This is a genomic window from Kitasatospora sp. NPDC049258 (assembly GCF_040678895.1).
GTDB lineage: Bacteria > Actinomycetota > Actinomycetes > Streptomycetales > Streptomycetaceae > Kitasatospora.
In genome coordinates, this window is the sequence record NZ_JBFAQT010000003.1 from 119,621 (window position 1) to 143,383 (window position 23,763).

General features: G+C 74.0%; 18 protein-coding genes. 10 read left to right on the forward strand and 8 right to left on the reverse strand.

The features are described from left to right. Positions 1-39 precede the first annotated feature (39 nt). A complete protein-coding gene (locus AB0K43_RS03855; protein WP_363635449.1) occupies positions 40-2,430 on the reverse strand; it encodes a helicase-associated domain-containing protein in 2,391 nt (796 codons plus the stop codon). 118 nt (positions 2,431-2,548) lie between these two features. On the opposite strand from AB0K43_RS03855, the gene AB0K43_RS03860 reads away from it, so the two are divergent. Next, entirely contained in the window at positions 2,549-3,286 is a 738-nt protein-coding gene (locus tag AB0K43_RS03860; RefSeq protein ID WP_363635451.1) for a Sir2 family NAD-dependent protein deacetylase, read from the forward strand. A 19-nt stretch (positions 3,287-3,305) separates the two neighbouring features. Here the strand turns inward: AB0K43_RS03860 and AB0K43_RS03865 are convergent, their stop codons facing one another. Then, complete coding sequence (locus AB0K43_RS03865; RefSeq protein WP_363635453.1) at positions 3,306-4,430, reverse strand: hypothetical protein; 1,125 nt, start codon at positions 4,428-4,430, stop codon at positions 3,306-3,308. Positions 4,431-4,542: 112 nt separating this feature from the next. Between AB0K43_RS03865 and AB0K43_RS03870 the strand changes: the two genes are divergently transcribed. Next, positions 4,543-5,748, forward strand: coding sequence for a cytochrome P450 (locus AB0K43_RS03870; protein WP_363635786.1), 1,206 nt, complete (start codon positions 4,543-4,545; stop codon positions 5,746-5,748). An 11-nt stretch (positions 5,749-5,759) separates the two neighbouring features. Continuing rightward, on the forward strand, positions 5,760-6,734 hold the full coding sequence (locus tag AB0K43_RS03875; protein WP_363635455.1) for an ADP-ribosylglycohydrolase family protein: 975 nt from the start codon (positions 5,760-5,762) through the stop codon (positions 6,732-6,734). 33 nt (positions 6,735-6,767) lie between these two features. Here the strand turns inward: AB0K43_RS03875 and AB0K43_RS03880 are convergent, their stop codons facing one another. From AB0K43_RS03880 to AB0K43_RS03905, 6 genes are all read right to left on the reverse strand, one after another. Beyond that, a complete protein-coding gene (locus tag AB0K43_RS03880) occupies positions 6,768-7,487 on the reverse strand; it encodes a VWA domain-containing protein (protein ID WP_363635457.1) in 720 nt (239 codons plus the stop codon). Then, on the reverse strand, positions 7,478-8,506 hold the full coding sequence (locus AB0K43_RS03885) for an ADP-ribosylglycohydrolase family protein (protein ID WP_363635459.1): 1,029 nt from the start codon (positions 8,504-8,506) through the stop codon (positions 7,478-7,480). The genes AB0K43_RS03880 and AB0K43_RS03885 overlap by 10 nt, the downstream gene beginning before the upstream one ends. An 18-nt stretch (positions 8,507-8,524) precedes the next feature. Next, positions 8,525-9,811: a DUF2786 domain-containing protein gene (locus AB0K43_RS03890; protein WP_363635461.1), complete on the reverse strand. Its 1,287-nt coding sequence runs from the start codon at positions 9,809-9,811 to the stop codon at positions 8,525-8,527. 84 nt (positions 9,812-9,895) lie between these two features. After that, positions 9,896-11,896 (reverse strand): serine/threonine-protein kinase, encoded by a 2,001-nt coding sequence (locus AB0K43_RS03895; RefSeq protein WP_363635463.1) that lies wholly within the window; start codon positions 11,894-11,896, stop codon positions 9,896-9,898. Positions 11,897-12,009: 113 nt separating this feature from the next. Then, the gene (locus AB0K43_RS03900) at positions 12,010-13,665 is read right to left on the reverse strand and encodes a transporter (RefSeq protein ID WP_363635464.1); all 1,656 of its coding nucleotides are present in this window, start codon (positions 13,663-13,665) and stop codon (positions 12,010-12,012) included. Then, positions 13,662-14,441 carry an ABC transporter ATP-binding protein gene (locus tag AB0K43_RS03905; protein WP_363635466.1) on the reverse strand — a complete coding sequence of 260 codons (780 nt, stop codon included), beginning with the start codon at positions 14,439-14,441 and terminating at the stop codon, positions 13,662-13,664. The genes AB0K43_RS03900 and AB0K43_RS03905 overlap by 4 nt, the downstream gene beginning before the upstream one ends. A 223-nt stretch (positions 14,442-14,664) precedes the next feature. Between AB0K43_RS03905 and AB0K43_RS03910 the strand changes: the two genes are divergently transcribed. The 7 genes from AB0K43_RS03910 to tuf all read left to right on the forward strand — a co-directional run bounded on the left by AB0K43_RS03910 (position 14,665) and on the right by tuf (position 23,645). Next, positions 14,665-15,312, forward strand: a complete 648-nt coding sequence (locus AB0K43_RS03910; RefSeq protein WP_363635468.1) for a DUF1707 and DUF4190 domain-containing protein — start codon at positions 14,665-14,667, stop codon at positions 15,310-15,312. Between the two features lie 262 nt (positions 15,313-15,574). Then, entirely contained in the window at positions 15,575-17,260 is a 1,686-nt protein-coding gene (locus AB0K43_RS03915; RefSeq protein ID WP_363635470.1) for a hypothetical protein, read from the forward strand. 13 nt (positions 17,261-17,273) lie between these two features. Next, a complete protein-coding gene (locus tag AB0K43_RS03920; RefSeq protein WP_363635472.1) occupies positions 17,274-18,857 on the forward strand; it encodes a DUF2142 domain-containing protein in 1,584 nt (527 codons plus the stop codon). A gap of 373 nt (positions 18,858-19,230) precedes the next feature. Beyond that, complete coding sequence (gene rpsL / locus AB0K43_RS03925; protein ID WP_014144289.1) at positions 19,231-19,602, forward strand: 30S ribosomal protein S12; 372 nt, start codon at positions 19,231-19,233, stop codon at positions 19,600-19,602. Between the two features lie 2 nt (positions 19,603-19,604). Further along, entirely contained in the window at positions 19,605-20,075 is a 471-nt protein-coding gene (gene rpsG, locus AB0K43_RS03930) for a 30S ribosomal protein S7 (RefSeq protein WP_033822197.1), read from the forward strand. A 39-nt stretch (positions 20,076-20,114) separates the two neighbouring features. Beyond that, the gene (fusA, locus tag AB0K43_RS03935; protein ID WP_363635475.1) at positions 20,115-22,220 is read left to right on the forward strand and encodes an elongation factor G; all 2,106 of its coding nucleotides are present in this window, start codon (positions 20,115-20,117) and stop codon (positions 22,218-22,220) included. 231 nt (positions 22,221-22,451) lie between these two features. Beyond that, the gene (gene tuf / locus AB0K43_RS03940) at positions 22,452-23,645 is read left to right on the forward strand and encodes an elongation factor Tu (RefSeq protein WP_363635477.1); all 1,194 of its coding nucleotides are present in this window, start codon (positions 22,452-22,454) and stop codon (positions 23,643-23,645) included. Positions 23,646-23,763: the final 118 nt, after the last annotated feature.

Here is a 23,763-nt window from a genome sequence, read left to right on the forward strand (position 1 = left end):
GCATCCGGTTTTCGCTCAGCCCAGCAGGGCCGCTTTCGCTCAGCCCAGCAGGGCCGCCGCGAGGGCTGCCGGGGTGCCGGGGCCGCGGCCGTGGTGGTGGCGGGCGGCGGCGAGTTCGGGCATGTCGGAGGGGGCGCGCTCCTCGGGTGCGCGCTCGACCAGGGTGGTGCCGGTCTCGGCCTCCAGGACCGGGGCGTAGCCGGCCAGCCGCAGCGCCGCCAGGGTCTCGGCGGGGGAGGCGGCGCTGATCAGGACGGTGGGCGCGATCCGGCGCAGCCCGAGCCGGCCGAGCGCCCGGGCCTTGGAGAGCTCCAGGACCAGGGCCTCGTCGTCTGAGCGCAGGCAGCAGCCGGAGCGCACCACCCGGACCCGGCCGTGGGTGCGGGCGGTGTCCTTGAGCAGGTACTCCAGGGCCTGCGGCAGCGGCAGACCGCCCTCGGAGACCTCGGTGAGGCGGGCCACCAGCTCGGCGGCGTCCGCGCCGGCGTCCAGTGCGCGGCGTACGGATGCCGGGCCGATCCGCCAGACCACGGCGTGCCCGTCCGACTCGCGGTCGGCCACCGAGCCGAGCAGCTCGGCGAGTTCGGGTGAGGGCTGCCCGGCCACCACCGCGGTGAGGTCGGCCTGGAAGCGGGCGGTGCCGAGCGGAGCGGGTACCAGCGCGGCGAGCTGGGCGCGCAGCCCGGCCGCGGCGGCGGCCAGCTCCGGGTGGCCGGTCAGCGACGGGCCGGCGCCGGGGACGGCGGGGAACCAGCGGTCCGCGCCCGCGCGCAGCAGCCCGAGCACGGCGTGCCCGACCGGGGTGAGCGCCCCGTGCGCGACCACCCCGAGCAGCTCGGCCTCGACCAGGGTGGCCGCCACCAGCGCGGGGGTCGCGGCCACCGGCCGGACGGCGATCGGCAGGTGCCAGTGCGCGGCCTCGAACAGCTCGTCCAGCACCGCCGGGGAGAGCGTGGCCGCCGCCCCGAGCCCGTGGCCGGCGGGCAGTCGGGCCAGTGCCTCCAGCAGCGCGCGGCGCAGCGCCACCGCGTCCGGGTCCTGCGGGGCGCTCAGCGCGACCGGGGTCTGCTCCTCGTCGGGCCAGTGGCTGAACACCTCAGGGGTGACCGCCCAGGTGGCGATCAGCGGCACCAGCCGGTCCGCGGGGTCGGCGGCCAGCCAGCCGTCGTACCGCTCGGTGGGCAGCATCCGGGCCGCCGGCGGCGGGGCGGGCCGGCGGCCGCGGGAGGGCGGCGGGGTGTCCCGGTACGGGGCGATCAGCCCAGCGTTCGCGGTGAGGTCGAGCCACAGCCGGGTGTGCTGCTCGCTCGCGCCGACCGCCTTGGCGAGCCGGCGGGTGTCGCGGACGGCGATCCCGCCGGTGCGGCGGACCGCGAGCGGGGCGGCCGCCACCGATCTCAGCAGCAGCTCGACCCGGGAGACGGCGGCGGTGGCGGCGGCCTGGGCCTCGCCGGCCGCCCGCCCGGGTAGCGCCAGGGCCTGGCGGACGGCCGGCGGCTCGGCGTCCAGCGGCAGCGCCGCGGCCGGGTCGCGCAGCGCCGCGCCCACCTCGTACGGCAGCTCGGCGAGATCCGGCCCGATCGGTACCAGCAGGCCCCGGGCGGCCAGCCAGGTCGCCCCCCGGTCGCCCGGACCGTCCTCGCGGAAGCCGTACTTGGCGCCGGCACCGGAGTAGCCGGGGGAGGCGGGTGCGAAGCAGCGGGTGGGCAGCAGCGGCGGCCCGGGGACGAGTGCGGCCAGCAGCTCCAGGGCGTCGGCCGGGGCGTCCCCCACCAGCCCGCGGACGGCCGCGGCGTCGCCGAGGAACGCGACCACCTGCTGCTGCGCCGCGTCCCGGTGCTGGGCCCGGGGCAGGCCCAGGGCCTGCTCGATCAGGCGCACCTCGGCGGCCTTGTACGCCTCGGTGAGCAGGGCGGCGGCCGGGCGGCCGAGGCCGCGCAGCTCGGCGGAGCGCTGGTGCAGCACGGCCGGCACGGTGAGCAGCGGGCCGTCCGGCGGGAGGAGCAGGGCCCGCTCGGCCAGGCTGTCCAGCACCGGTCCGGCCCCCTCGCCCAGCTCGGCGAGCAACCGGGCCCTGGGCACGGCCCGTGCGGCCGGGTCGGGCGGGCGGACGGCGAGCGCGCCGGGGCGGTGCGCCAGGTGGCCGCCGGTGAAGCCGGCCGGTCCGGCGCCGACCGGGGCGAGCGGCAACGGGCCGTGCAGCCGCTCGGCGAGTGTCGCGATCGCGGTGAGCACCTGGAGCTGCGGCCGGTTCAGGAAGCTCATCCCGATCAGGACGGAGGTCGGGCCGAGCAGGTGCTCCGCGAGCCGGGCCGGATCGTCCAGCGCGGGACCGGCCGAGTAGGGCAGCATCCGCTGCTCCAGCAGTTCGGTGAGCTGGGTGCGGGTGCGGGTGGTCAGCCAGGTCTTCAGGGCGTCGGCGCTGGTCACCCGGCCACGGTAGCCCAGGCCCCGGGCCCCGCGGAGGCGTTCGGGGCCGGCCCGGCCCGGGCTCGACCGGCGCAAACCGTTCGCGCCGCCACCGGCCGCGCCCGTACCGTCCGTGGGTGTGAACGCGAAGCGCCCCCTGATCGCCGTCCTCACCGGCGCGGGCATCTCCACCGACTCCGGCATCCCCGACTACCGAGGCCCGAACGGCCTCTGGCAGCGCGACCCGAGCGCGCAGGAGCTGGTCACCATCGGCCCGTACCTGGCCGACCCCGAGGTGCGCCGCCGCTCCTGGCTGATGCGCGCCGAGGCGGGCGCGCTCGCGGCCGAGCCCAACGCAGGCCACCGCGCGCTGGTCGAACTGGAGCGCAGCGGGCTGCCGGTGCGGGTGCTCACCCAGAACGTCGACGGGCTGCACCAGCGGGCCGGCCTGCCCGCCCGCAAGGTGCTCGAACTGCACGGCACCGCGCACCGGGTGCAGTGCGTCCGCTGCCGGGTGCGCGGCGAGATGGCGGCCGCGCTGGTCCGGGTCGCGGCCGGCGAGCCGGACCCGGCCTGTCCGGCCTGCGGGGGAGTGCTCAAGCCCTGCACGGTGATGTTCGGCGAGACCCTCGACCCGGAGGTGCTCCGCCAGGCCGAGGCCATCGCCAAGGCCTGCGACCTGTTCATCGCCGTCGGCACCACGCTCCAGGTCCACCCGGTGGCGGTGTTGCCCCAGGTGGCGCTGGAGCGCGGCGCCAGGCTGATCGTGGTGAACGCCGAGCCCACCGGCTACGACCCGGTGGCCGCCGAACTGATCCGCGAGCCGATCTCCACCGCGCTGCCGGCGCTGGTGCGCCGGCTGATCGCGGGGCAGTGAGCGGTCACCGCCGGCCAGGTCACTGCCAGCCCACCAGGTGGGGGGTGCCCGCAGTCTGCGGGTCGGCCGTCGAGCCGGGGACGAGCGCGACCAGGACGGGCTGCGCCCCGGGGGCCAGGTCGACCCGGTAGAGCTCGTGGCCCCGGCGGGCGGGGAGCAGGAAGGCCAGCGAGCGGCCGTCCGGCGCGAGCGCGGCGCTCTCGACGCGCAGGCTGCTGCCGGTGGACACGGCGGTGACGGTCTCCAGCCGGCTGTGGTCGGCGGCGAAGCCGAGCAGCAGCAGCCGCTGCGCACCGGTGCAGAGCAGGGTCGCCGGGTCCGTCCACAGCCTGGGGGCGCAGTACTCCAGCTGCTCCGAACCGGGCACCGACGCCCGGCCGTTGGAGGCCCTGCCGAGCACCGCGGGCTCGACGTACTGCGCCGAGTACGGCGCGGCGGGGTCGGTGCGGTGCCACAGCACCGGGCCGCTGCCGGCCGCCACGGCGCCGTCGGGGGAGACGACCACCTGGTCGGCGGTGGTGTCCAGCGGCCGGACCAGCCAGGTGTCGCCGTCGGCGAGGGCGAAGTCCGCTCCGGGCGCCGCGCCGTGGGCCACCGGGGCGGCGTCGGCCCGGGCCAGGTCGATGCTGTCCACCTGGTGGTCGGCGCTCTCGTACCAGAGCACCGAGGTGCCCGCCCGGAAGACCGGTGCGCGGCCCTCGGGGGCCTTCCCCCCGACCGGCCGGCCGTCCCGCAGGCCGAAGGCGGTGGCGACGGTGCCGGTGCCGCCGGGGCCGGGCAGGGTGCCGGCCACCAGGTCGAAACCGGCGTCGAAGAGCTGCCGGTCGGCGGCGGCCGCCGACGACCGGGGCTGCCCGCAGAGCGGCTCGACCGAGGCGCCGTCCGGCAGCGCGGTCGACCGCTCGACCAGCTCGCTGCCGTCCGCCGTCGAGTACGCGGCCGCGGTGACCACGTGCACCTTGGTGTCGGCCGAGGTCGCCGACGGCGCGGCGAACCGGTCGCACCAGGCGACGATCACCCGGCCGGGGCCCCCGAGCGGTGCGACCGCCGCCGGCGGGGCCGGCGACTGCGGTGCGGTGCAGGCCGGCGCCGCCAGCGCGACGGCGGCGGCGAGCAGGACGTGTCTGGTGGTGCGGGCGTGCATCTGTCCCCCTGGATCAGCCGGTCGGCACCGAGAAGTTAGCAGTGCGGTGATCACTTCGGCCCGGCCGGTCAATAGCATGGGCAGCCCGACGAAGCAGGAGTGGTCAGTGGCGATCGACACCTTCGACCCGTGGTCGGCCGAGTTCGTGGCGCACCCGTACGAGGCCTACGCGCGGCTGCGCGAGCACACCCCGGTCAGCTACTACGAGCCCACCGGCCAGTGGCTCGTCGCCCGGCACGCCGACGTCAGCGCCCTGCTGCGGGACCGGCGGCTGGGCCGCACCTACACCCACCGCTACACCCACGAGGAGTTCGGCCGCCCGGCCCCCGATCCGGCGCACGAGCCGTTCCACACCCTCAACGACCACGGCCTGCTCGACCTGGAGGCCCCCGACCACACCCGGATCCGCCGGCTGGTCTCCAAGGCCTTCACCCCGCGGATGGTCGAGTCGCTGCGCCCGACGGTGGCCCGGCTCGCCGACGAGCTGGCCCGCGGGCTGGTCGAGGACGGCGGCGGCGACCTGATCTCCCGGGTCGCCGAGCCGCTGCCGGTCGCGGTGATCGCCGAGATGCTGGGCGTCCCGGAGCCGGACCGGCACCTGCTGCGGCCCTGGTCCGCCGACATCACCGGGATGTTCGAGCTCAACCCGTCGGCACAGACGGCCGCCCGGGCGGTGCGGGCCAGCGTGGAGTTCTCCGACTACCTGCGGGCGCTGATCCGCGAGCGGCGGACGGCACCCGGCCAGGACCTGATCAGCGCGCTGATCCAGGCCCAGGAGGGCGCGGACGCGCTCAGCGAGCAGGAGATGGTCTCCACCTGCGTGCTGCTGCTCAACGCCGGCCACGAGGCGACCGTCAACACCACCGGCAACGGCTGGTGGGCGCTGTTCCGCAACCCGGGCGAACTCGCCCGGCTGCGCGGCTCGGTGGACGAGCTGCTGCCCACCGCGGTCGAGGAGCTGATGCGCTGGGACACCCCGCTGCAGATGTTCGAGCGCTGGGTGCTGGAGGACATCGAGGTGGCCGGGACGACGATCCCGCGCGGCGCCGAGGTGGCGCTGCTGTTCGGCTCCGCCAACCGCGACCCGGCCCGGTTCGCGGACCCGGACCGGCTGGACCTCGGCCGCGCCGACAACCCGCACATCACCTTCGGCGCCGGAATCCATTTCTGTCTCGGCGCTCCGCTCGCCAGACTGGAGCTGGTCGAGTCGTACGGGGCGCTGCTGCGCCGGGCGCCCGGGCTGCGGCTGGTCCGCGAGCCCGAGTGGCGTCCGGGCTACGTGATCCGGGGGCTGGCGCAGTTGCAGGTCGAGGTCTGAGGGGGCATCCGATGGGGCGGGCTACGGGCACGATGCTGGGGGCGGCGATCGGCGATGCGATGGGGCATCCGACCGAGTTCCTCACCTACGAGGAGATCGTCGCCTCCTGCCCGGACTGGCGACGGCTCCCGCTGCCGAAGAAGGCCCGGGTCACCGACGACACCCAGATGATGCTCGCTCTCGCGCGCGGCCTGCGCACCGCGCAGGAGCGCGGCCCGCTGGCCCCGCTGCGGGTCGAGCGCCCGGTGCGCGAGGAGTTCGTCGACTGGTGGCGCTCGCCGCAGAACGACCGGGCCCCCGGTATGACCTGCCTGCGCTCCTGCCAGCGGCTCAGCCGGCCCGAGCGGCGCTGGCAGGAGGCGAGCGACCTCGGCTCCAAGGGCTGCGGCGCCACCATGCGGGTCGCCCCGGTGGGCCTGCTGCCCGACCTGACCGAGCGCCAGTTCTCCGGCGTCGCGCAGCTCCAGTCCGCGCTGACCCATGGCCACCCGACCGCGCTCGCCGTCCGGCTGCTGGCCACCGGCACCGCGCCGGGCGAGCTGTCCGGCCTGCTGCGGGCGCACGCACGGGCCGCCCGGACCAGCTACGACGAGTTCTGGCTCGGCGACCTGGCCGCGCACGCGCACGACCACTCGCCCGAGGAGTTCATCGCCCGCGGCTGGGACGAGTGCCTCTTCGAGCTGGACCGGCTGGACGCCGCGCTCGCCCGCCCCTCGCTCGACGCCGACCCGTGCGGGATCACCGGCGCCGGCTGGGTCGCCGAGGAGGCCCTCGGCACCGCGCTGCTGTGCTTCCTGCTGCTGCCGGACGACCCGGTGGGGGCGGTGCGCCGCGCGGCGTACTCCTCCGGCGACTCCGACTCGCTGGCCTGCCTGGCCGGCGCCTTCGCCGGCGCCCACCACGGCGAGGCGGCCTGGCCGGCCCGGTGGGTGGAGCGGATCGAGTACCGCGACGAACTGCTGGAGCTCGGCGCGCACTGGGACTGACCCGGGGCAGCCGGTGTGCGCGCCGGGCTGCCGTCAGGCCGGCAGGATGCCGGCGCCGCGGGCCGCGGCCAGCCACTGCGGGAAGCCGTCCAGCAGGCGGTCGTACAGCTCCCCGTCCGGCACCGTGCCGGGTGCGCGGCCGGCCGGGAAGAAGCCGGCGTTGTCGATTGGCCGCCTGCCCGGGACGGCGAGCTCGTCCATCCGGCGCAGGAAGGCGAACTCCTGGTCGCCGGGGTCGCCGAAGCCGACGAACTGCCAGTACAGCGGCAGCTCCGCGGCCAGGCAGAGCATGTCCTGCGCCGCCCCGCGTGCGGTCGGGCCGCCGTCCGTCTGGAAGACCACCAGCGCCGGGTCGACCGCGCCCGACCGCTGGTAGTGCGCGATCACCGCCTTCATCGCCAGGTGGTAGTTGGTCCGGCCCAGGTGCCCGTACGAGGCGTGCAGCTCGGCGATCCGGCCCCGGTGCTCCGCCAGGGAGAGCTCGGCCACGCCGTCCACCCCGGTGGAGAAGAACACCACCGGCACCACGCCGTCGTCGTCCAGCCGCGCGCAGAGCGCGAGCACCTGCTCCGCGAAGTGCTGCACGGTGCCGTCGCGGTAGAACGGCCGCATCGAGCCGGAGCGGTCCAGCACCAGGTAGACCGCGGCCCGGGTGCCGTCCAGCCCGGCCTTGTCCAGGCTGACCCGGGCCGACTCGTACAGGCCGACCAGCCCGGGGGCGGCCGCCGCCACCTTCTCCAGGCTCAGGCCCATGCCGCCGGGTACCGCCCGCCGAGGCCCGCCGGATCGGCGCCCGCCGCCACCGCCACCAGGTCGTCGGCGACCTGGAGCACCGTCTCCCGGCCCTCCACCACGCCGGTCCACTCGGCCGGCAGCGCGGCCGCGCCGTACATCGCGCCCACCAGGTTGCCGCAGACCGCGCCGGTGGAGTCGCTGTCGCCCGAGTGGTTCACCGAGAGCAGCACGGCCTGCCGGGCGTCGGCCCCGGCCAGCGCCGCGTACACCGCGATGGCCAGGCACTCCTCGGCGATCCAGCCCAGCCCGACCCGCTCCACCGCCTCGGCCGAGGCCGGGCCCTCGTCGGCGATCCGGACCGCCCGCTCCAGCGCTGTGACCGTCTCCTCCCCGCGGGGGTGGCCGGCGGTCTGCTCGATGGTCAGCGCGAGCGCCGCCCGCAGCGGCGTGCCGGCCGCGAGGCGGTCCACCAGGGCGGCGAAGGCACCGGCCGCCAGGTAGCCGGTCGGGTGGCCGTGGGTCAGCTGGGCGCACTCGGCGGCCAGTTCGAAGGCGCGCCGCGGCCCGAGCCGCAGCAGCCCGAACGGCGCCGAGCGCATCACCGTGCCGCAGCCCTTGGAGTGCGGGTTGATCGGGCCCTCCTGCCCGAACGGCGCCGCGGGTTCGTACCGCGGCCATTCGGTCAGCCCGCTCAGGCAGGCGTTCCCCGGGGCCCGCGAGGCGTACAGGAACGGCAGGCTCAGCAGCCAGCCGTCCGGCGCCCGCTCCGGGCCGGCCAGCCGCTGGGTCAGCAGCCAGCGCTGGTAGGCCTGCTTCAGCGCGGCCGGAGTGCCGCCGCGCAGCAGGCCCTCGGCGGTGAACAGCGTCATCTGGGTGTCGTCGGTGACCTCGGTGCCGTTCGGCCCGGTCACCCCCTCGGCGCCGAACCGCTCCCGGATGACGTCCAGCCGCTGGAACTCCACCGGCCAGCCGAGCGCGTCACCGACCGCCCCGCCCAGCAGCGAACCCCGTACCCGCTCCGCGTGATCCACCGTCATGCCCCGCCCCTCTTCTTCCTAACGTCCGATCGAGCCGGCCCGCCCGTGCAGCGCGGCCCGGTCCGCGGCGGCCCGCCCGGCCGCCCAGCCCTCGCCGTCGCTCACCCGCACCCGCTGCGAGGTGAGCTTCGGGAACATTCTGCCGACCGTGTCGTCGACCGCCGCCTCCCGGGCCGCCAGCGCCGGCAGCAGCCGCTCGTCCGGCACCAGCTGCTCCGAGCTGCCGTCCTCGCGCAGGTGCCGGCCGGCCGCGGCCTCCTCCACCGCCTGCTCGGTGGCGGCCGTCAGCCGCTCCCGGATCCGCGCGGCGTAGGCCACCAGGAAGGACTGCCGGAAGGCCTTGGTCCGCGGTGCGCCGTCCTGGTGCTTGCGGCTGCCGGCCCGGTGCATCGTCGCGGTGGCCTGCACCAGCAGCGAGGTGTAGAGCAGTTCGACCGCGTCCAGGTCGGCGTCGAAGCCGATGATCGTGCAGAAGCCGAACTCCTTGGCCCACACCACCCGCGCCCGGTTGGCCGCCGCCACCGCGTCCAGCAGCATCGCCTTCGGGCTCTCGTACGGGTTGTCCACGCCGATCCGCAGCGCCCCCGGCGCGTCCCGGTCCGGCGCGCCGGCCGCCAGCAGGGCCGCGTCGATCGAGTGCTGGGCCATCAGCTGCTGGGCCTTGGCGGTCAGCGCCTCGGCCTCCTCCGGGTACTCCGTCGACTCGGCCTTCGCCAGCAGCGCCCGGATCCGCCCCAGCATCCGGGGCTCGCCCGCCACCGGACCGCTCGCCCGCACCGGTGCCCGCCCGGGCACCGGGCCGACCGGCGCGATCGGCGGCAGGTGCGCCCAGGCCCGCAGCAGTTCGAGGACGGCGGTGGCCAGCGCGAACCGGTCCAGCCGGTGCCGGTCCGCGAACGCCCCCAGGTACGCCTCGTCGCCCGGCCACCACACCTCGGCGGCCAGCTCGCGCAGCTGGTCCTGCCAGCGCCGGTCCAGCGTGGTCGCCGGGTGCCGGCGCCCCTCGGCCGCGATCAGGTCCACCGCCAGCGCCAGGTGCACCGGGCCGAGCGCCCGCCGCACCACCCGGACCAGGTCGGCCGGCCGCCAGCCCGCCGTCCAGCGGCTGCCGACGGCCTGCTCGGCGTGCGCCAGCAGGGCCCGGCTGACCTGCGGCCACTGCTCGGCGGAGGCCGCCAGCAGCGAGGCCCCGCCGTCCAGCGCGCGGTCCAGCCGCTCGGCCGGCGCCGCCACCACCTGCTGCACCGCCTGCGCCAGCAGTCCTGTGGAGGCCGAGCCCTGCTCGTCCCTGCTGCGCTTGCCCACGGTCTCTTCGCCTCTGCTCGCCACCGCACCCGATCCCGGGCACCCAGCCATGATGCCCGAGCGGGCCCGCGAACCCTCAGCCGCTCAGAGCCGCAGGGTCCGCCAGCCCAGTACGATCTCCGACCCGATCGCACCCTGGGCGGCCCCCGGGCGCAGCAGCCCGAGCAGCGCCGCGCCGTCGGCCGGGCGGTCCGCCGGGGCCTTGGCGAGCGCCCGTTCGACCACCGCGGCGAGCGCCGGGTCGAGCGCGCGGACGGCGGCCAGCGCGGCCGGCTCGGGCGGCTGCTCCAGCACCTTCGGGTAGATCGCGAACAGGTTCTCGGCCGTGAACGGGCTGCCGCCGAACGCGGCCGCGACCACGCAGCAGCCCCAGGCCCAGACATCCGCGGCGGGCCCGATCCCGCCGTCCCGGATCTGCTCGGGCGCCATGTAGGCGGGGGTGCCGATGGAGCCGCCGGTCCGGGTGATCCGGGTCTGGTCGATCATCCGGGCGATGCCGAAGTCCAGCAGCTTCGGGCCGTCGGTGGTCATCATGATGTTGGCCGGCTTCAGGTCGCGGTGGACCAGGCCGCGCCCGTGCAGGCCGTCCAGCGCCACCGCCAGCGCCAGGGCGAGCGCCCGCAGCGCCTCGCCCGAGCCGAAGGTGCCGTGGGCGCGCAGGTGGCTGCCCAGCGGGCGGCCGTCCAGCAGCTCCATCGCGATGTAGGGCACGCCGTCCGCGACGCCGCTGCCGAGCACCTTGGCCGTGTACGCCTCCGGCACCTGGGCCAGTACGGCGGCCTCGTTCTCGAAGCGTCGCAGCAGCTCGGCGTCGCCCAGCAGGTCCGTGTGCAGGGTCTTCAGCGCCACCTGGGTCGCCGAGCCCTGGCGCCGGGCCAGGTACACCGTGCCCATGCCGCCCGCGCCGATCAGGCCCAGCAGGCGGTAGGAACCGATGCCGGTGGGCGCCCCCGGCGGCAGCGGCTCGCACGGCACCACGGGCGCTGGCTGGCCGTCCCGCGCGCCCGGGTCCCGCTCGGTGGCGGTCCGGTCCCGCTCGGTGGTATCCGGGGCCGTGGTATCCGGGGCGGTGGCGTCCGGGGCGGTGGCGGGCCGTGGGGGAGCCGCGGCGCCCGCGGTGCCCGCCGCCGCCCGCGCCTCCTCCCGCAGCGCCTGCGACTGCGCCAGCACCATCGCGGCGATCTCCGCGTCCCGGGCGTCCACCAGCGCCTGGGCCTCGGCCGCCGCCGTCCTGGCCCGCTGCACGCGCTCCTCCCGCACCCGGCGCGCCGCACGGGACGCCCTGGCCTTCTCGAACCGCTCGCCGATCCCGTCCACCGTGCGCCGGGTGGCGCCCGGCGGCGCCTTGGCACCGGCCGGCCCACCGCTCAGCGGCGGGGGCGTGCGGACCGGCGGGGAGTGGTGCAGCGCCCGGGCCTGGAGCAGCGAGCAGAGCTGCCACAGGGCCGTCGCGGCGAGCGCGGCCACCGGCACCAGCGCGAGGGCCAGCACCAGCGCGCCCGCCAGCAGCGGCACCAGGTAGCGCCGCACCGCCGAGTGCTCCCAAGTCCCGGACGGCATCCGCGAGCACAGCACCAGGAACCGGGTCCGCGCCCACAGGGCCAGGCACAGCGCGGCCAGCGCCAGCGCGAGCAGCGCCGCCCCCGGGCCGCCCGGGGCACCGCCGGTCAGCGCCGCCAGCGCCGAGGAGGCCGGCCACGGCGGGCTCTCGTAGTAGGCCGTCCAGTCCGAGGGGCCCAGCAGGCCGGTCCGCTGCCGGACCCAGGAGCCGGCGACCACCACCACGAGCGCCCCGCCGAGCACCAGCGCGGTCAGCACCGGCTCGGCCACCGACGCGATCCGGTGCGGCGGCCAGTCGGCGTTCAGCTGCCGCAGCGCGCTCTGCCGCTGCGAGGCGTCCTCGGCGTACCGGGTGCGGATCTCCCGGCGGCGCTCCCGGCTCACCAGCCGGAACCGGTGGCCGCGCTGGCTGCCCCGCAGCAGGCCGAGGCCCAGCACCCGGGCCACCACCCCCGCCACCAGCAGCGGCAGCAGCACCTGGCCCCAGGCGGGACTGTCCAGCCAGCCGTACTCGGTCAGCCTCATCGGCCGCGGCCTCCCCCGAGAGGTGGTCCCGCCGGGCCGGTTGCCCGGCTGCCGCCCCCCAGCGAGCAGGATGATAGCGGCGCGGCAGCCGCCCGGCCCGGGGTTCGCCCGGTTCAGCGCTCGGTCGCGACGGCCAGGATCTCCGGCACCCGCTCCAGCAGCCGCCCGGCCGCGAAGCGCAGCCCCAGCACCGCCACCAGCGCCCCGTACAGCGGACCGATCAGCAGCACCGTCCAGGCCGGGCCGCCGGAGTCCACCAGCCACAGCAGCAGCGCGCCGACCGGCAGCGTCAGCACCGACACCCCGAGGATCGAGCCGAAGCCGTTCAGCAGCACCACCCCGGTCTGCCCGGGCGCCGCACTGCGCATCGGGTTGCCGTCGGCCGGCATCGCGTACGGCGCCAGCACGCTCAGCAGCGAGCCCAGCCCGATCCCGCAGCCCAGCCCCGCCAGGGTCAGCCCCAGCGCCGGCGCCAGCGACCCCCACTGCCCGGTGGCGCCGGCCAGCGCGACCCCGAGCACCAGCACCAGCGGCACCGCGTACGACAGCACCGCGTACGCCCGCCCGCGCAGCTCGTCCCGGGCCTGCGCCCGGGTGCCCAGGGTGGCCGCGACCATCCAGAACGCCGAGCCGTCCATCCCGAACAGGTTCAGCATCTGCAGCCCCAGCATCAGACCGCCGAGCGCCACCACGTACACCGAGGACCAGCCCTGGACCACCGACAGCAGGCAGAACACCACCGCCATCCCGACGCTGGTGAAGATCGCGGCCTTGGCCCGCGGCTCGCGCCAGGCGTACCGCAGGTGGCGCTGCATCACCGCGCCGACCCGCCCCGGCGGCAGCAGCCCCCAGGCCCGCGAGCTGCCCGCCCCGCGGGTGGTCACCAGGGTGGAGGCGTCCGTGGTCACCATCAGCTGCCGCAGGCTGGCGTGCCACCAGCGCAGCAGCAGTGCCAGCAGCCCGGCCGTCAGCGCCAGCTGCGCCAGCGCCACCGGGTACGAGCCCTGGCCGGCGCTGCGCACCGCGTCCACCGCGCCGATCGGCGGGATCCAGCGCAGCACTGCGGCGTACGGCTCCAGCGGCGCGAGGTCCGGCGAGCTGCCGGGCCGGCCGAAGGAGCTCTGGAAGAACAGGTTGCCGCCCTGGATCAGCACCGCGAACAGCAGGCCGCCGAAGATCGCGAAGTCCTTGCCCCGCCGGCTCGACAGCAGCCGGGCGTTGCCGGCCGCGACCGCGCGGGACAGCACCACCAGGGTCACCACCGCCAGCGGCACGCCCAGCACCGCGACCACCGCGGAGCCGGCGCCGTCCGCCGCGGCCACCGCGCCGCCCGCCAGCAGCAGCAGCGACAGCACCGGGCCGGGGCCGATCAGCGCGGCCAGCACCGAGCCGCGCAGCAGCGGGCCGGGCCGCAGCGGCAGCATGGTCAGCCGGGTCGGGTCGGCGCTCTCGTCCCCGGTGAACAGGAACAGCGGCACCGCGGCCCAGCCGATGGTCAGCGAGGTGGCCACCAGCACCACGGCGTCGGCCGCGCCGGCGTGCCCGTGCAGGGCCGCCAACCCCGCCGCGACCAGCGCGGTGAACAGCAGCCCGAACAGCGAGCCGATCACGTAGACCGCGCGCCGCCCGGGGCTGCGCCGCAGGCCGTTGGCGAGCAGCCGGAGCTTGAGCGAGACCAGCGCGCGGACCACCGTCCGGCCCTCCGGCACGGCACCGGACGCCGGGGCGGCACCCGTCACCGGGGCGGCGCCGGCCGGCACCGCGCTCACCGGGCACCGCCGAGCCAGTCGAGGTGCTGCCCCTCGTCCTCGCGGACGCCGATCAGCTCCAGGAAGGCGGCGTGCAGCGTCCGGCCGCCGCGCACGGTGTCCAGCGGGCCCTGGGCGATCACCTGCCCGGCGCTGATCACCGCCACCCAGTCGCACAGCTGCTCCACCAGCTCCATCACATGGCTGGAGAAGACCACCGTGGAGCCGGAGGCGGCGTACCGGCCGAGCACCCCCCGGATGGTCTGCGCGGAGACCGGGTCGACCCCCTCGAAGGGCTCATCCAGGAAGAGCACGTCCGGGTTGTGCAGCAGCGCGGCGGCCAGGCCGATCTTCTTGCGCATACCGGTGGAGTAGTCGGCGACCAGCTTGTCGCCGGCCGCCAGCAGGTCGAGCACACCGAGCAGGTCCTCGGCCCGGCGGTCCACCTCGGCCCCGGGCAGGCCGCGCAGCCGTCCGTTGTACTGCAGCAGCTCCCGGCCGCTCAGGCGCTCGAACATCCGCAGCCCCTCGGGCAGGATGCCGATCCTGGCCTTGGTCGCCACCGGATCGCGCCAGACGTCCGCGCCGTGGATCAGCACGGTGCCCTGGTCGGGCCGCAGCAGCCCGGTCGCCATCGACAGCGTGGTGGTCTTGCCGGCCCCGTTCGGCCCGACCAGTCCGACGAACGAGCCGGCCGGCAGGTCGAGGGTGAGCCCACCCACCGCGGTCTGCTGGCCGAACCTCTTCCACAGGCCCTGGAGGCTGACGGCGACGGGTGGCGGTGCGGACGCCTGCATGGCGGTCTCTCTCCTCCTGCGGTGGACCGCCCGGGGCGGGCGGGCCCCCAGCCTCTCACCGACCGTCAGCCGGCGGCAGCCCCCTTCCGGCGGGCCGCCGGGGCGAACAGGGCACGGACGGCGAACTAGTTGGGCCTCCCGATCGTCCTGCATGCTGAGGGAGCGCGATCGCCGCGCGACGGGTGGGCGCCCAGACGCGCCGGGCTTCGGGAGGTGGGCCGAGATGGCCGGACAGCCGTGGTGGCAGCAGCCGAAGCAGGCCCAGGCCCCGTCGTACGGGCAGTTCGGGCCGCCGCCGCAGTACCCGGCGCCCTACCGGCCGCCGGCCCCGCCGGCCGCCTACCAGGGCGCCGCCCAGCCGGTCTCCTCGCAGGCCGCGCTGCAGGCCGCGATGCGCGCCTCGCACGCGGACCGCGAGCGCACCGTCGACGTGCTCAAGGCCGCCTACGCCGAGGGCCGGCTGTCCGCCGAGGAGTACTCCCAGCGCTTCGACGCGGTCCACCAGGCACAGACGTACGGGCAGCTCAGCCAGCTGGTGGCGGACCTGCCGGCCGGGCCGATGCCGGTGCCGTTCGTCACCGCGCTGGCGCAGCCGGTGCCGCAGACCTTCCTGGCACCGCCCCCACCGCCACCGGCGGCGACCAACCGGCTCGCGATCGCCTCGCTGGTCCTCGGGCTGTTCTGCCTGGTGTCCTTCGGCAGCACCGCGGTGCCCGCGGTGATCACCGGGCACCTGGCCAAGTCCCAGATCCGCAGGTCGGGCGAGGAGGGCGACGGCATGGCCGGGGCCGGTCTGGTGATCGGCTGGCTGTGCACCGCGGGGTGGGGGCTGCTCCTGGTGCTCGGGGTGCTCGGCAGCGCCGTTTCCTAGCGCCACGCGGCGCCGTTTCCCGGCGCCCCGCGGCGTTCTCTGCCGGCGCCCGACCGCGCCTGGGGCCTTGCGCGCCAAGGCCGGGGCGCGGCCGGTCCCGGCGGGTCGGCCGGTTAGGATGCCAGCGAGCAAGTGCCAAGGCTGTCCCCCCACACCCTTACCGCCCTGGTCCGGAGCCGTGCGGGAGACGGGCCCGGAGTCGCCCGGTGGCTTGCTGTGAATCCACCGGCAACGAACCCACCGGCAGTGAGGGAATCCCGCAGTGACAGTCGCGACCGAGGGCTCGGCGGACAGCCGCCCGGGCTCCCCGAGCGGGGCCACCGTGCACCGACACCAGAGGCGGACGCCCACCGTCGTCCCGCGCAAGGCCGCCCTGCTGGCGCTGGAGGCGGCGGTGGCCTTCGCCGGCGCGCTGCTGCTCCCGCTGCTCGCCCGCAGCTTCAAGCTCGACCCGCTCAACCGGATCGCCCAGGTCAGCGGCCTGGCCGCGATCCAGCTGCGGTTCGCGGTGCTCGGCCTGCTGCTGGTCGGTGTGGTGGCGCTGGCGATGCGCCTGCGCCGCGGCCGGCACTTCGACCTCGCGACCCGGATCGCCAGCGCCGGGGTGGCGGGCCTGGCCAGCGGCTTCGTCGCGGCCGGCGCGGTGGTCGCGCTGCTGGGCACCCCCTGGCCGATGTTCGGCCTGAACGGTGACAGCGGCCGGATCGTCGAGTGGGCGCAGGCGGTGGCGCACGGGCTGCCCTCGCCGTCGCCGGTCTACCCGCCACTGCCGCTCTACACCCTCGGCTACTACGCCGAGTGGTTCCACGGCGGCAACACCGCCTACGCGTTCAAGGACCTCCAGATCCTCGGCGCCGCCGCCTTCGGACCGCTGGTCTACCTGGCCTGGCGGATGCTGCTCAGCCCGATCCGGGCGCTCGCCTTCGGCGTGGTCCCGGCCTTCACCCTGATCGACGCCTACAAGCCGTACAGCCAGACCGTGCTGGTGCTGCTGGTGCCGACGCTGGTGGCGCTGGTGGTGGCGCTGCGGGCCAGCGGGACGGCGAGTTGGCGCTCCCTCCTGCTCAAGGGCGCCGGCCTCGGCGCGCTGCTCGGGGTGTTGTTCCTCACCTACTCCGGCTGGTTCCTGTGGAGCGCGGCGGGGGTGCTGTTCGCGGTCCTGGTCTACTTCCCCTGGCGGGCCGGCCGGCTCAAGGGCCTGTCGTTCATGGCCGCGACCCTGGCGGCCTTCCTGGTGGTCGCGGGCCGCTACCTGCTGGTGATGCTGACCGAGGGCCAGGCCACCAAGGACTACGTCTTCCGCTTCGACAACTTCACCGACCCGGCGTACTACCTGATGTGGCGCACCGACATGCCGGGCAAGGTGGGCGACTGGCCCCCGCCGGGCGAGTTCGGCGGGGTCGGGCTGTTCGCCGTGCTGACCTTCGTCTGCCTGGGCGCCGCGGTCTGGATGGGCTTCCGCAAGCCGATGGTGATCACCATCGTGGCGATGTTCCTCAGCGCCTGGGTGATGCGGATGTACATCGCCTCGCACATGTACGAGACGATGACCGTGCAGCTCTACACCCGTACCAACAACCAGCTGCTGTACTGCGGGATGATCCTCTGCGGCCTGGTGGCCCACCTGATCTCGCTGCGGCTGGCCGAACGCCGGTCCGGGGCCGTCCCGGCCGCGGGCGGCGGCGGGCCGGCCCTGCTCGGCGGGAGCATCGGGGTCCCGGGCCGTCCGGCCGCCGTGATCGGTACTCTGTGCGGGCTGCTGCTGCTGCTCGGCACGGTCTCCTCCTCGATGGCCGACCGCTACATGCCGGGCCAGGACGGCACCTACCGGATCCTGCCGTGGGTGTCGCACACGGTGCGCAAGCTGGACGGCAGCTGCCCGAAGTTCGCCCCCGAGGGCAAGTGCTCCAAGGACGGCGACCAGAGCTGGCTCGGCTACATCCGATGAGGGAGTCCAGAGGATGAACACGGCACTGCGGCGGCTGGCCGACTGGTCGGCCGGGACGCCGAAGCGTCTCTGGGCGGTCGCCTTCGCCCTCTTCTTCACGCTCGCCGGATCCTGGGCCATGGCCACGCCGATAGGCGATGGCCCGGACGAGTACGCCCACTTCATCCGGGCGGCGGCGGTCGCCCGGGGCCAGATCGGCGGCCCCGAGGTGATGGTGCCGCACCGGGTCGCCGGCACCGACGGCCTGTTCGCCGAGACCGGGGTCCAGCTGCCGGAGTGGTACCAGCAGCTGAAGACCGTGCACGAGTGCTACACCGGCGAGGACCGCCCGGACGCCTCCTGCGCACCGCCGCTGGACGGCTCCGAGAAGCTCACCCAGGTCACCACCGCCGCCGGCCGCTACCACCCCGCGTACTACCTGGCGACCGGCTGGCCCAGCCTGCTGGTCGACGGGCCCGACGGGCTCTACCTGATGCGGCTGATGTCCGCGGTGCTCTGCGCGGCGCTGCTGGCCAGCGCCGTGGTCACGGCCGCCGAGTGGCGCCGGCGCTCGCCCGCCCTGCTCGGCGTGTTCGCCGCCGCCACCCCGATGGCCCTGTTCATGGCCGGCATGGAGAACCCGAGCGGTGGCGAGATCGCCGCCGGGATCCTGGTCTGGACGGCGCTGCTGTCGGTGCTGATGTCGCCCGACCCGCTGCTGCTCAACCGCCGGCTCGCCCGGTTGGGCATCGGCGGTCTGGTGCTGATCAACATAAGGCCGCTCGGCCTGATCTGGTTCGCCGGGGCGCTCGCCTTCGGCCTGCTGATCCGGCAGCGCGGTGTGGTGCGGATGGTGCTCCGCCGCAAGATCCTCTGGGTCTGGACGGCCCTGCTGGTGCTGTCCGCGGCCGGTTCGCTGCTGTGGACGGCGGCCCACCCGGACCACTCGGTGATCCACGTCTGGGAGGGGCTCACCAAGAGCTCCGCCGCCCGGGAGACGATCAGCAACACCCCGACCTACATCACCCAGATGCTGGGCTTCTTCGGCTGGCTGGACCCGGCGGCGCCGACCCTCAGCCTGACCATCTGGACGGGTGTCCTGGCCACCCTGGTGGTGCTCGGGCTGTCCTTCGGCCGCAAGCGCGCCGCGCTGGCGGTGGTCGGCATGCTGATCGCCATCGTGCTGGTGCCGGCCATCGCCCAGGGCAGCCAGGCCGAGAAGGTCGGCATGATCTGGCAGGGCCGCTACCTGCTGCCCTTCGCGGTGGGCCTGCCGCTGATGTGCGCCATGATCTGCGCCAGCCGCGCCCCCGGCCAGGGGCTGCCCTGGCGCCGGCTGGTGGCCGCCGCGGCCACCGGGCTGGCGGTCGCCGACGCGGCGGCGTTCTTCTGGACGCTGCGCCGGTTCGCGGTCGGCCTCTGGGGCCCCTGGCTGCCGCTGCACGCGCACTGGGCCCCGCCCGGCGGCTGGGTGCTGTGGACCGTCGTGTACACCCTGGCGGCCTTCGCCGTGGTCCTCCCGGTGCTGGTGAGCGACCGTCCGTCGACCGAGGCGGACGGACCGCTGCGCGGGGGCCGTCCCTCCCGCCGGGCCCGCCGGATGGCGTCGATCGGCTGACCCGCCGTGTCCCGGCATGCGGCCGCCACCGATCTGTGGTAGTGGCGGCCGCCGCCGGGGCACTCCTGACGGCGTGAATCCCATAACGGGCGCGACCTGCGGCGATGCATTTGTTTTGACCGCCGCCGATGCGCTAGGTACGCTCTGACCTTGTGCCTGGGGTGTGCCCGGGTCCTTGTGCGTGCCAGCAGACCGGTCGCCGTTCCGGAGTGGTTCACCCGCTCCGCCCGCGTGGTCGCTGCACATCAGCTCATGGGATTCCGCGATTCTTCCCCCGAAGAGGCCCAACACACCCGACCGCGTGGGTCGGTGAGTGGAGGGAACACCGCAGGTTAGTTACACCCAGCCTTGGCACACAGAAAACGGAGAAACGGTGCCTACGATCCAGCAGCTGGTCCGAAAGGGCCGGCAGGACAAGGTCGAGAAGAACAAGACTCCCGCGCTGAAGGGCTCCCCGCAGCGCCGTGGGGTCTGCACGCGTGTGTACACGACCACCCCGAAGAAGCCGAACTCGGCGCTTCGTAAGGTCGCCCGTGTGCGCCTCACCAGCGGGATCGAGGTCACCGCTTACATCCCGGGCGAGGGCCACAACCTGCAGGAGCACTCCATCGTGCTGGTGCGCGGTGGTCGTGTGAAGGACCTTCCTGGTGTCCGCTACAAGATCATCCGCGGTTCCCTCGACACCCAGGGTGTCAAGAACCGCAAGCAGGCCCGCAGCCGCTACGGCGCCAAGAAGGAGAAGTAAGAATGCCTCGTAAGGGCCCCGCCCCGAAGCGCCCGGTCATCATCGACCCGGTTTACGGCTCCCCGCTGGTGACCTCGCTGGTCAACAAGATCCTGCTGCACGGCAAGCGCTCCACCGCCGAGCGGATCGTCTACGGCGCCCTCGAGGGTGTCCGTGAGAAGACCGGCGCCGACCCGGTGATCGCGCTCAAGCGCGCGCTGGAGAACGTCAAGCCGACCCTCGAGGTCAAGTCCCGCCGTGTCGGTGGCGCCACCTACCAGGTGCCGGTCGAGGTCCGTCCGGGCCGCGCCAACACCCTGGCGCTGCGCTGGCTGGTCGGTTACTCCCGCGCCCGTCGCGAGAAGACCATGACCGAGCGTCTGCTCAACGAGATCCTCGACGCCAGCAACGGTCTGGGCGCTTCGGTGAAGCGTCGCGAGGACACGCACAAGATGGCCGAGTCCAACAAGGCCTTCGCGCACTACCGCTGGTAGTCCGAACCCCGTCACTAGACAGAGAGAGAACGAGCCACCATGGCTGCAACCTCCCTTGACCTGGCCAAGGTCCGCAACATCGGGATCATGGCGCACATCGACGCGGGCAAGACCACCACCACCGAGCGGATCCTGTTCTACACCGGTGTCTCGTACAAGATCGGTGAGGTCCACGATGGCGCTGCCACCATGGACTGGATGGAGCAGGAGCAGGAGCGCGGCATCACGATCACGTCGGCCGCGACGACCTGTCACTGGGCGCTCGACGGCGTTGACAACACCATCAACATCATCGACACCCCGGGCCACGTCGACTTCACCGTCGAGGTGGAGCGTTCGCTGCGCGTGCTCGACGGTGGCGTGACGGTGTTCGACGGCGTCGCCGGTGTCGAGCCCCAGTCCGAGACCGTGTGGCGGCAGGCTGACCGCTACGGCGTCCCGCGCATCTGCTTCATCAACAAGCTGGACCGCACGGGCGCGGACTTCTACTTCTGCGTCCAGACCATCGTGGACCGCCTCGGCGCGACCCCGCTGGTCATGCAGCTCCCGATCGGTGCCGAGGCCGACTTCGTCGGCGTCGTCGACCTGGTCAAGATGAAGGCGCTGGTCTGGTCCCCCGAGGCCACCAAGGGCGAGATGTACGACACCGTCGACATCCCGGCCGACCTCGCCGAGAAGGCCGCCGAGTACCGCGAGGCGCTGCTGGACACCGTGTCGAACGTCAGCGACGAGGTGATGGAGCTCGCCCTCGAGGGCGAGGACATCCCCGAGGAGCTGCTGATCGCCGCGATCCGCAAGGGCACCCTGGACTCCTCCTTCACGCCGATCTTCTGCGGCTCCGCGTTCAAGAACAAGGGCGTTCAGCCCCTGCTCGACGCGGTCGTGAAGTACCTGCCGTCGCCGCTCGACATCGAGGGCATCGAGGGCACCAAGCCGGGCAACGACGAAGAGAAGATCGTCCGCCAGGCTTCGGACGACGAGCCGCTCGCCGCGCTCGCGTTCAAGATCATGTCCGACCCGCACCTGGGCAAGCTCACCTTCGTCCGGGTCTACTCCGGGCGCCTCGAGGCCGGCACCGCCGTCCTCAACTCGGTGAAGGGCCGCAAGGAGCGCATCGGCAAGATCTACCGGATGCACGCGAACAAGCGTGAGGAGATCGACTCGGTGGGCGCCGGCGACATCGTCGCCGTCATGGGTCTCAAGCAGACCACCACCGGCGAGACCCTGTCCGACGAGAAGCAGCCGGTCATCCTGGAGTCCATGGACTTCCCGGCCCCGGTCATCCGCGTCGCGATCGAGCCGAAGTCGAAGGGTGACCAGGAGCGTCTGGGCACCGCGATCCAGCGGCTGGCCGAGGAGGACCCGTCCTTCCAGGTCAACACCGACGAGGAGACCGGCCAGACCATCATCGCGGGTATGGGCGAGCTGCACCTCGAGGTGCTGGTCGACCGTATGAAGCGTGAGTTCAAGGTCGAGGCCAACGTCGGCAAGCCGCAGGTCGCGTACCGCGAGACGATCCGCAAGGCCGTCGAGCGCATCGACTACACGCACAAGAAGCAGACCGGTGGTTCCGGCCAGTTCGCGAAGATCCAGATCGCGATCGAGCCGCTCGAGTCCGGCGAGGGCTACGAGTTCGTGAACAAGGTCACCGGTGGCCGCGTGCCGAAGGAGTACATCCCTTCGGTCGACGCCGGCTGCCAGGAGGCCATGGAGTTCGGTGTGCTCGCGGGTTACGCCCTGCAGGGTGTCCGCGTGACGCTGCTCGACGGTGCCTCGCACGACGTCGACTCCTCCGAGCTCGCGTTCAAGATCGCCGGCTCGATGGCCTTCAAGGAGGGCGCCCGCAAGGCGTCCCCCGCCCTGCTCGAGCCGATGATGGCCGTCGAGGTCACCACGCCCGAGGACTACATGGGCGATGTGATCGGCGACATCAACTCCCGCCGTGGCCAGATCCGGGCCATGGAGGAGCGTCACGGTGCTCGCGTCGTCAAGGCGCTTGTGCCGCTCTCCGAGATGTTCGGCTACGTCGGTGACCTGCGCAGCAAGACCTCTGGTCGCGCAAGCTACTCGATGCAGTTCGACTCGTACGCCGAGGTTCCGCGGAACGTGGCGGACGACATCATCGCCAAGGCCAAGGGCGAGTAAGGACCGGTCCACACCGGTTCCCTGCCCGGGCCGGAGCCTCCCGCAATCGGGACGTTTCGGGACCCCTTAGGCTATTAGGAGGTGAACCGGGGGGATCTACCCAGATCCCCCCGGGGCCCTCCGCCCCCACCCGCGGGACGGCATGGGGCGCAACCCAGCGCCCCGTACCCAACCCGATCAAAGACCAACTGACGTCGTACGGCGTACAGAACTGTCCTCAGGAGGACTGCAGTGGCGAAGGCGAAGTTCGAGCGGACGAAGCCCCACGTCAACATCGGCACCATCGGTCACATCGACCACGGTAAGACGACCCTTACCGCGGCCATCACCAAGGTGCTGCACGACGCGTACCCGGAGATCAACCCCTTCACGCCGTTCGACCAGATCGACAAGGCCCCGGAGGAGCGTCAGCGCGGTATCACCATCTCGATCGCGCACGTCGAGTACCAGACTGAGGCGCGTCACTACGCCCACGTCGACTGCCCGGGTCACGCTGACTACATCAAGAACATGATCACCGGTGCCGCCCAGATGGACGGCGCCATCCTGGTGGTCGCCGCCACCGACGGCCCGATGCCGCAGACCAAGGAGCACGTCCTCCTGGCCCGCCAGGTCGGTGTTCCCTACATCGTCGTCGCGCTGAACAAGTCCGACATGGTGGACGACGAGGAGATCCTGGAGCTCGTCGAGCTCGAGGTCCGTGAGCTCCTCTCGGAGTACGAGTTCCCGGGCGACGACCTGCCGGTCGTGCGCGTCTCGGCGCTGAAGGCGCTCGAGGGCGACGCCGAGTGGGGCCAGAAGCTCCTCGGCCTGATGGCGGCCGTGGACGAGGCCATCCCGACCCCGGCGCGCGAGGTCGACCTCCCGTTCCTGATGCCGATCGAGGACGTCTTCACGATCACCGGTCGTGGCACCGTCGTCACCGGCCGCATCGAGCGTGGTGTCCTCAAGGTCAACGAGACTGTCGACATCATCGGCATCAAGGAGACCAAGACCACCACCACGGTCACCGGCATCGAGATGTTCCGCAAGCTGCTCGACGAGGGCCAGGCAGGCGAGAACGTCGGTCTGCTCCTCCGTGGCATCAAGCGCGAGGACGTCGAGCGCGGCCAGGTCATCATCAAGCCGGGTTCGGTCACGCCGCACACCGACTTCGAGGCCCAGGCCTACATCCTGTCGAAGGACGAGGGTGGCCGTCACACCCCGTTCTTCAACAACTACCGCCCGCAGTTCTACTTCCGTACCACGGACGTGACCGGCGTCGTGACCCTCCCCGAGGGCACCGAGATGGTCATGCCGGGCGACAACACCGGTATGACGGTCGCGCTGATCCAGCCGATCGCCATGGAGGAGGGCCTCAAGTTCGCCATCCGTGAGGGTGGCCGGACCGTCGGCGCCGGCCAGGTCACCAAGATCATCAAGTAATTGACGATCGCCTGACCAGGGCTTCCAAGGGCCCGGTGAACACCCGCGAGGGTGTTCACCGGGCCCTTACCCGTGCTCCCGGCGCCCCGCCCGCGGGGTCGCCCGGGCGCCCGCCGGT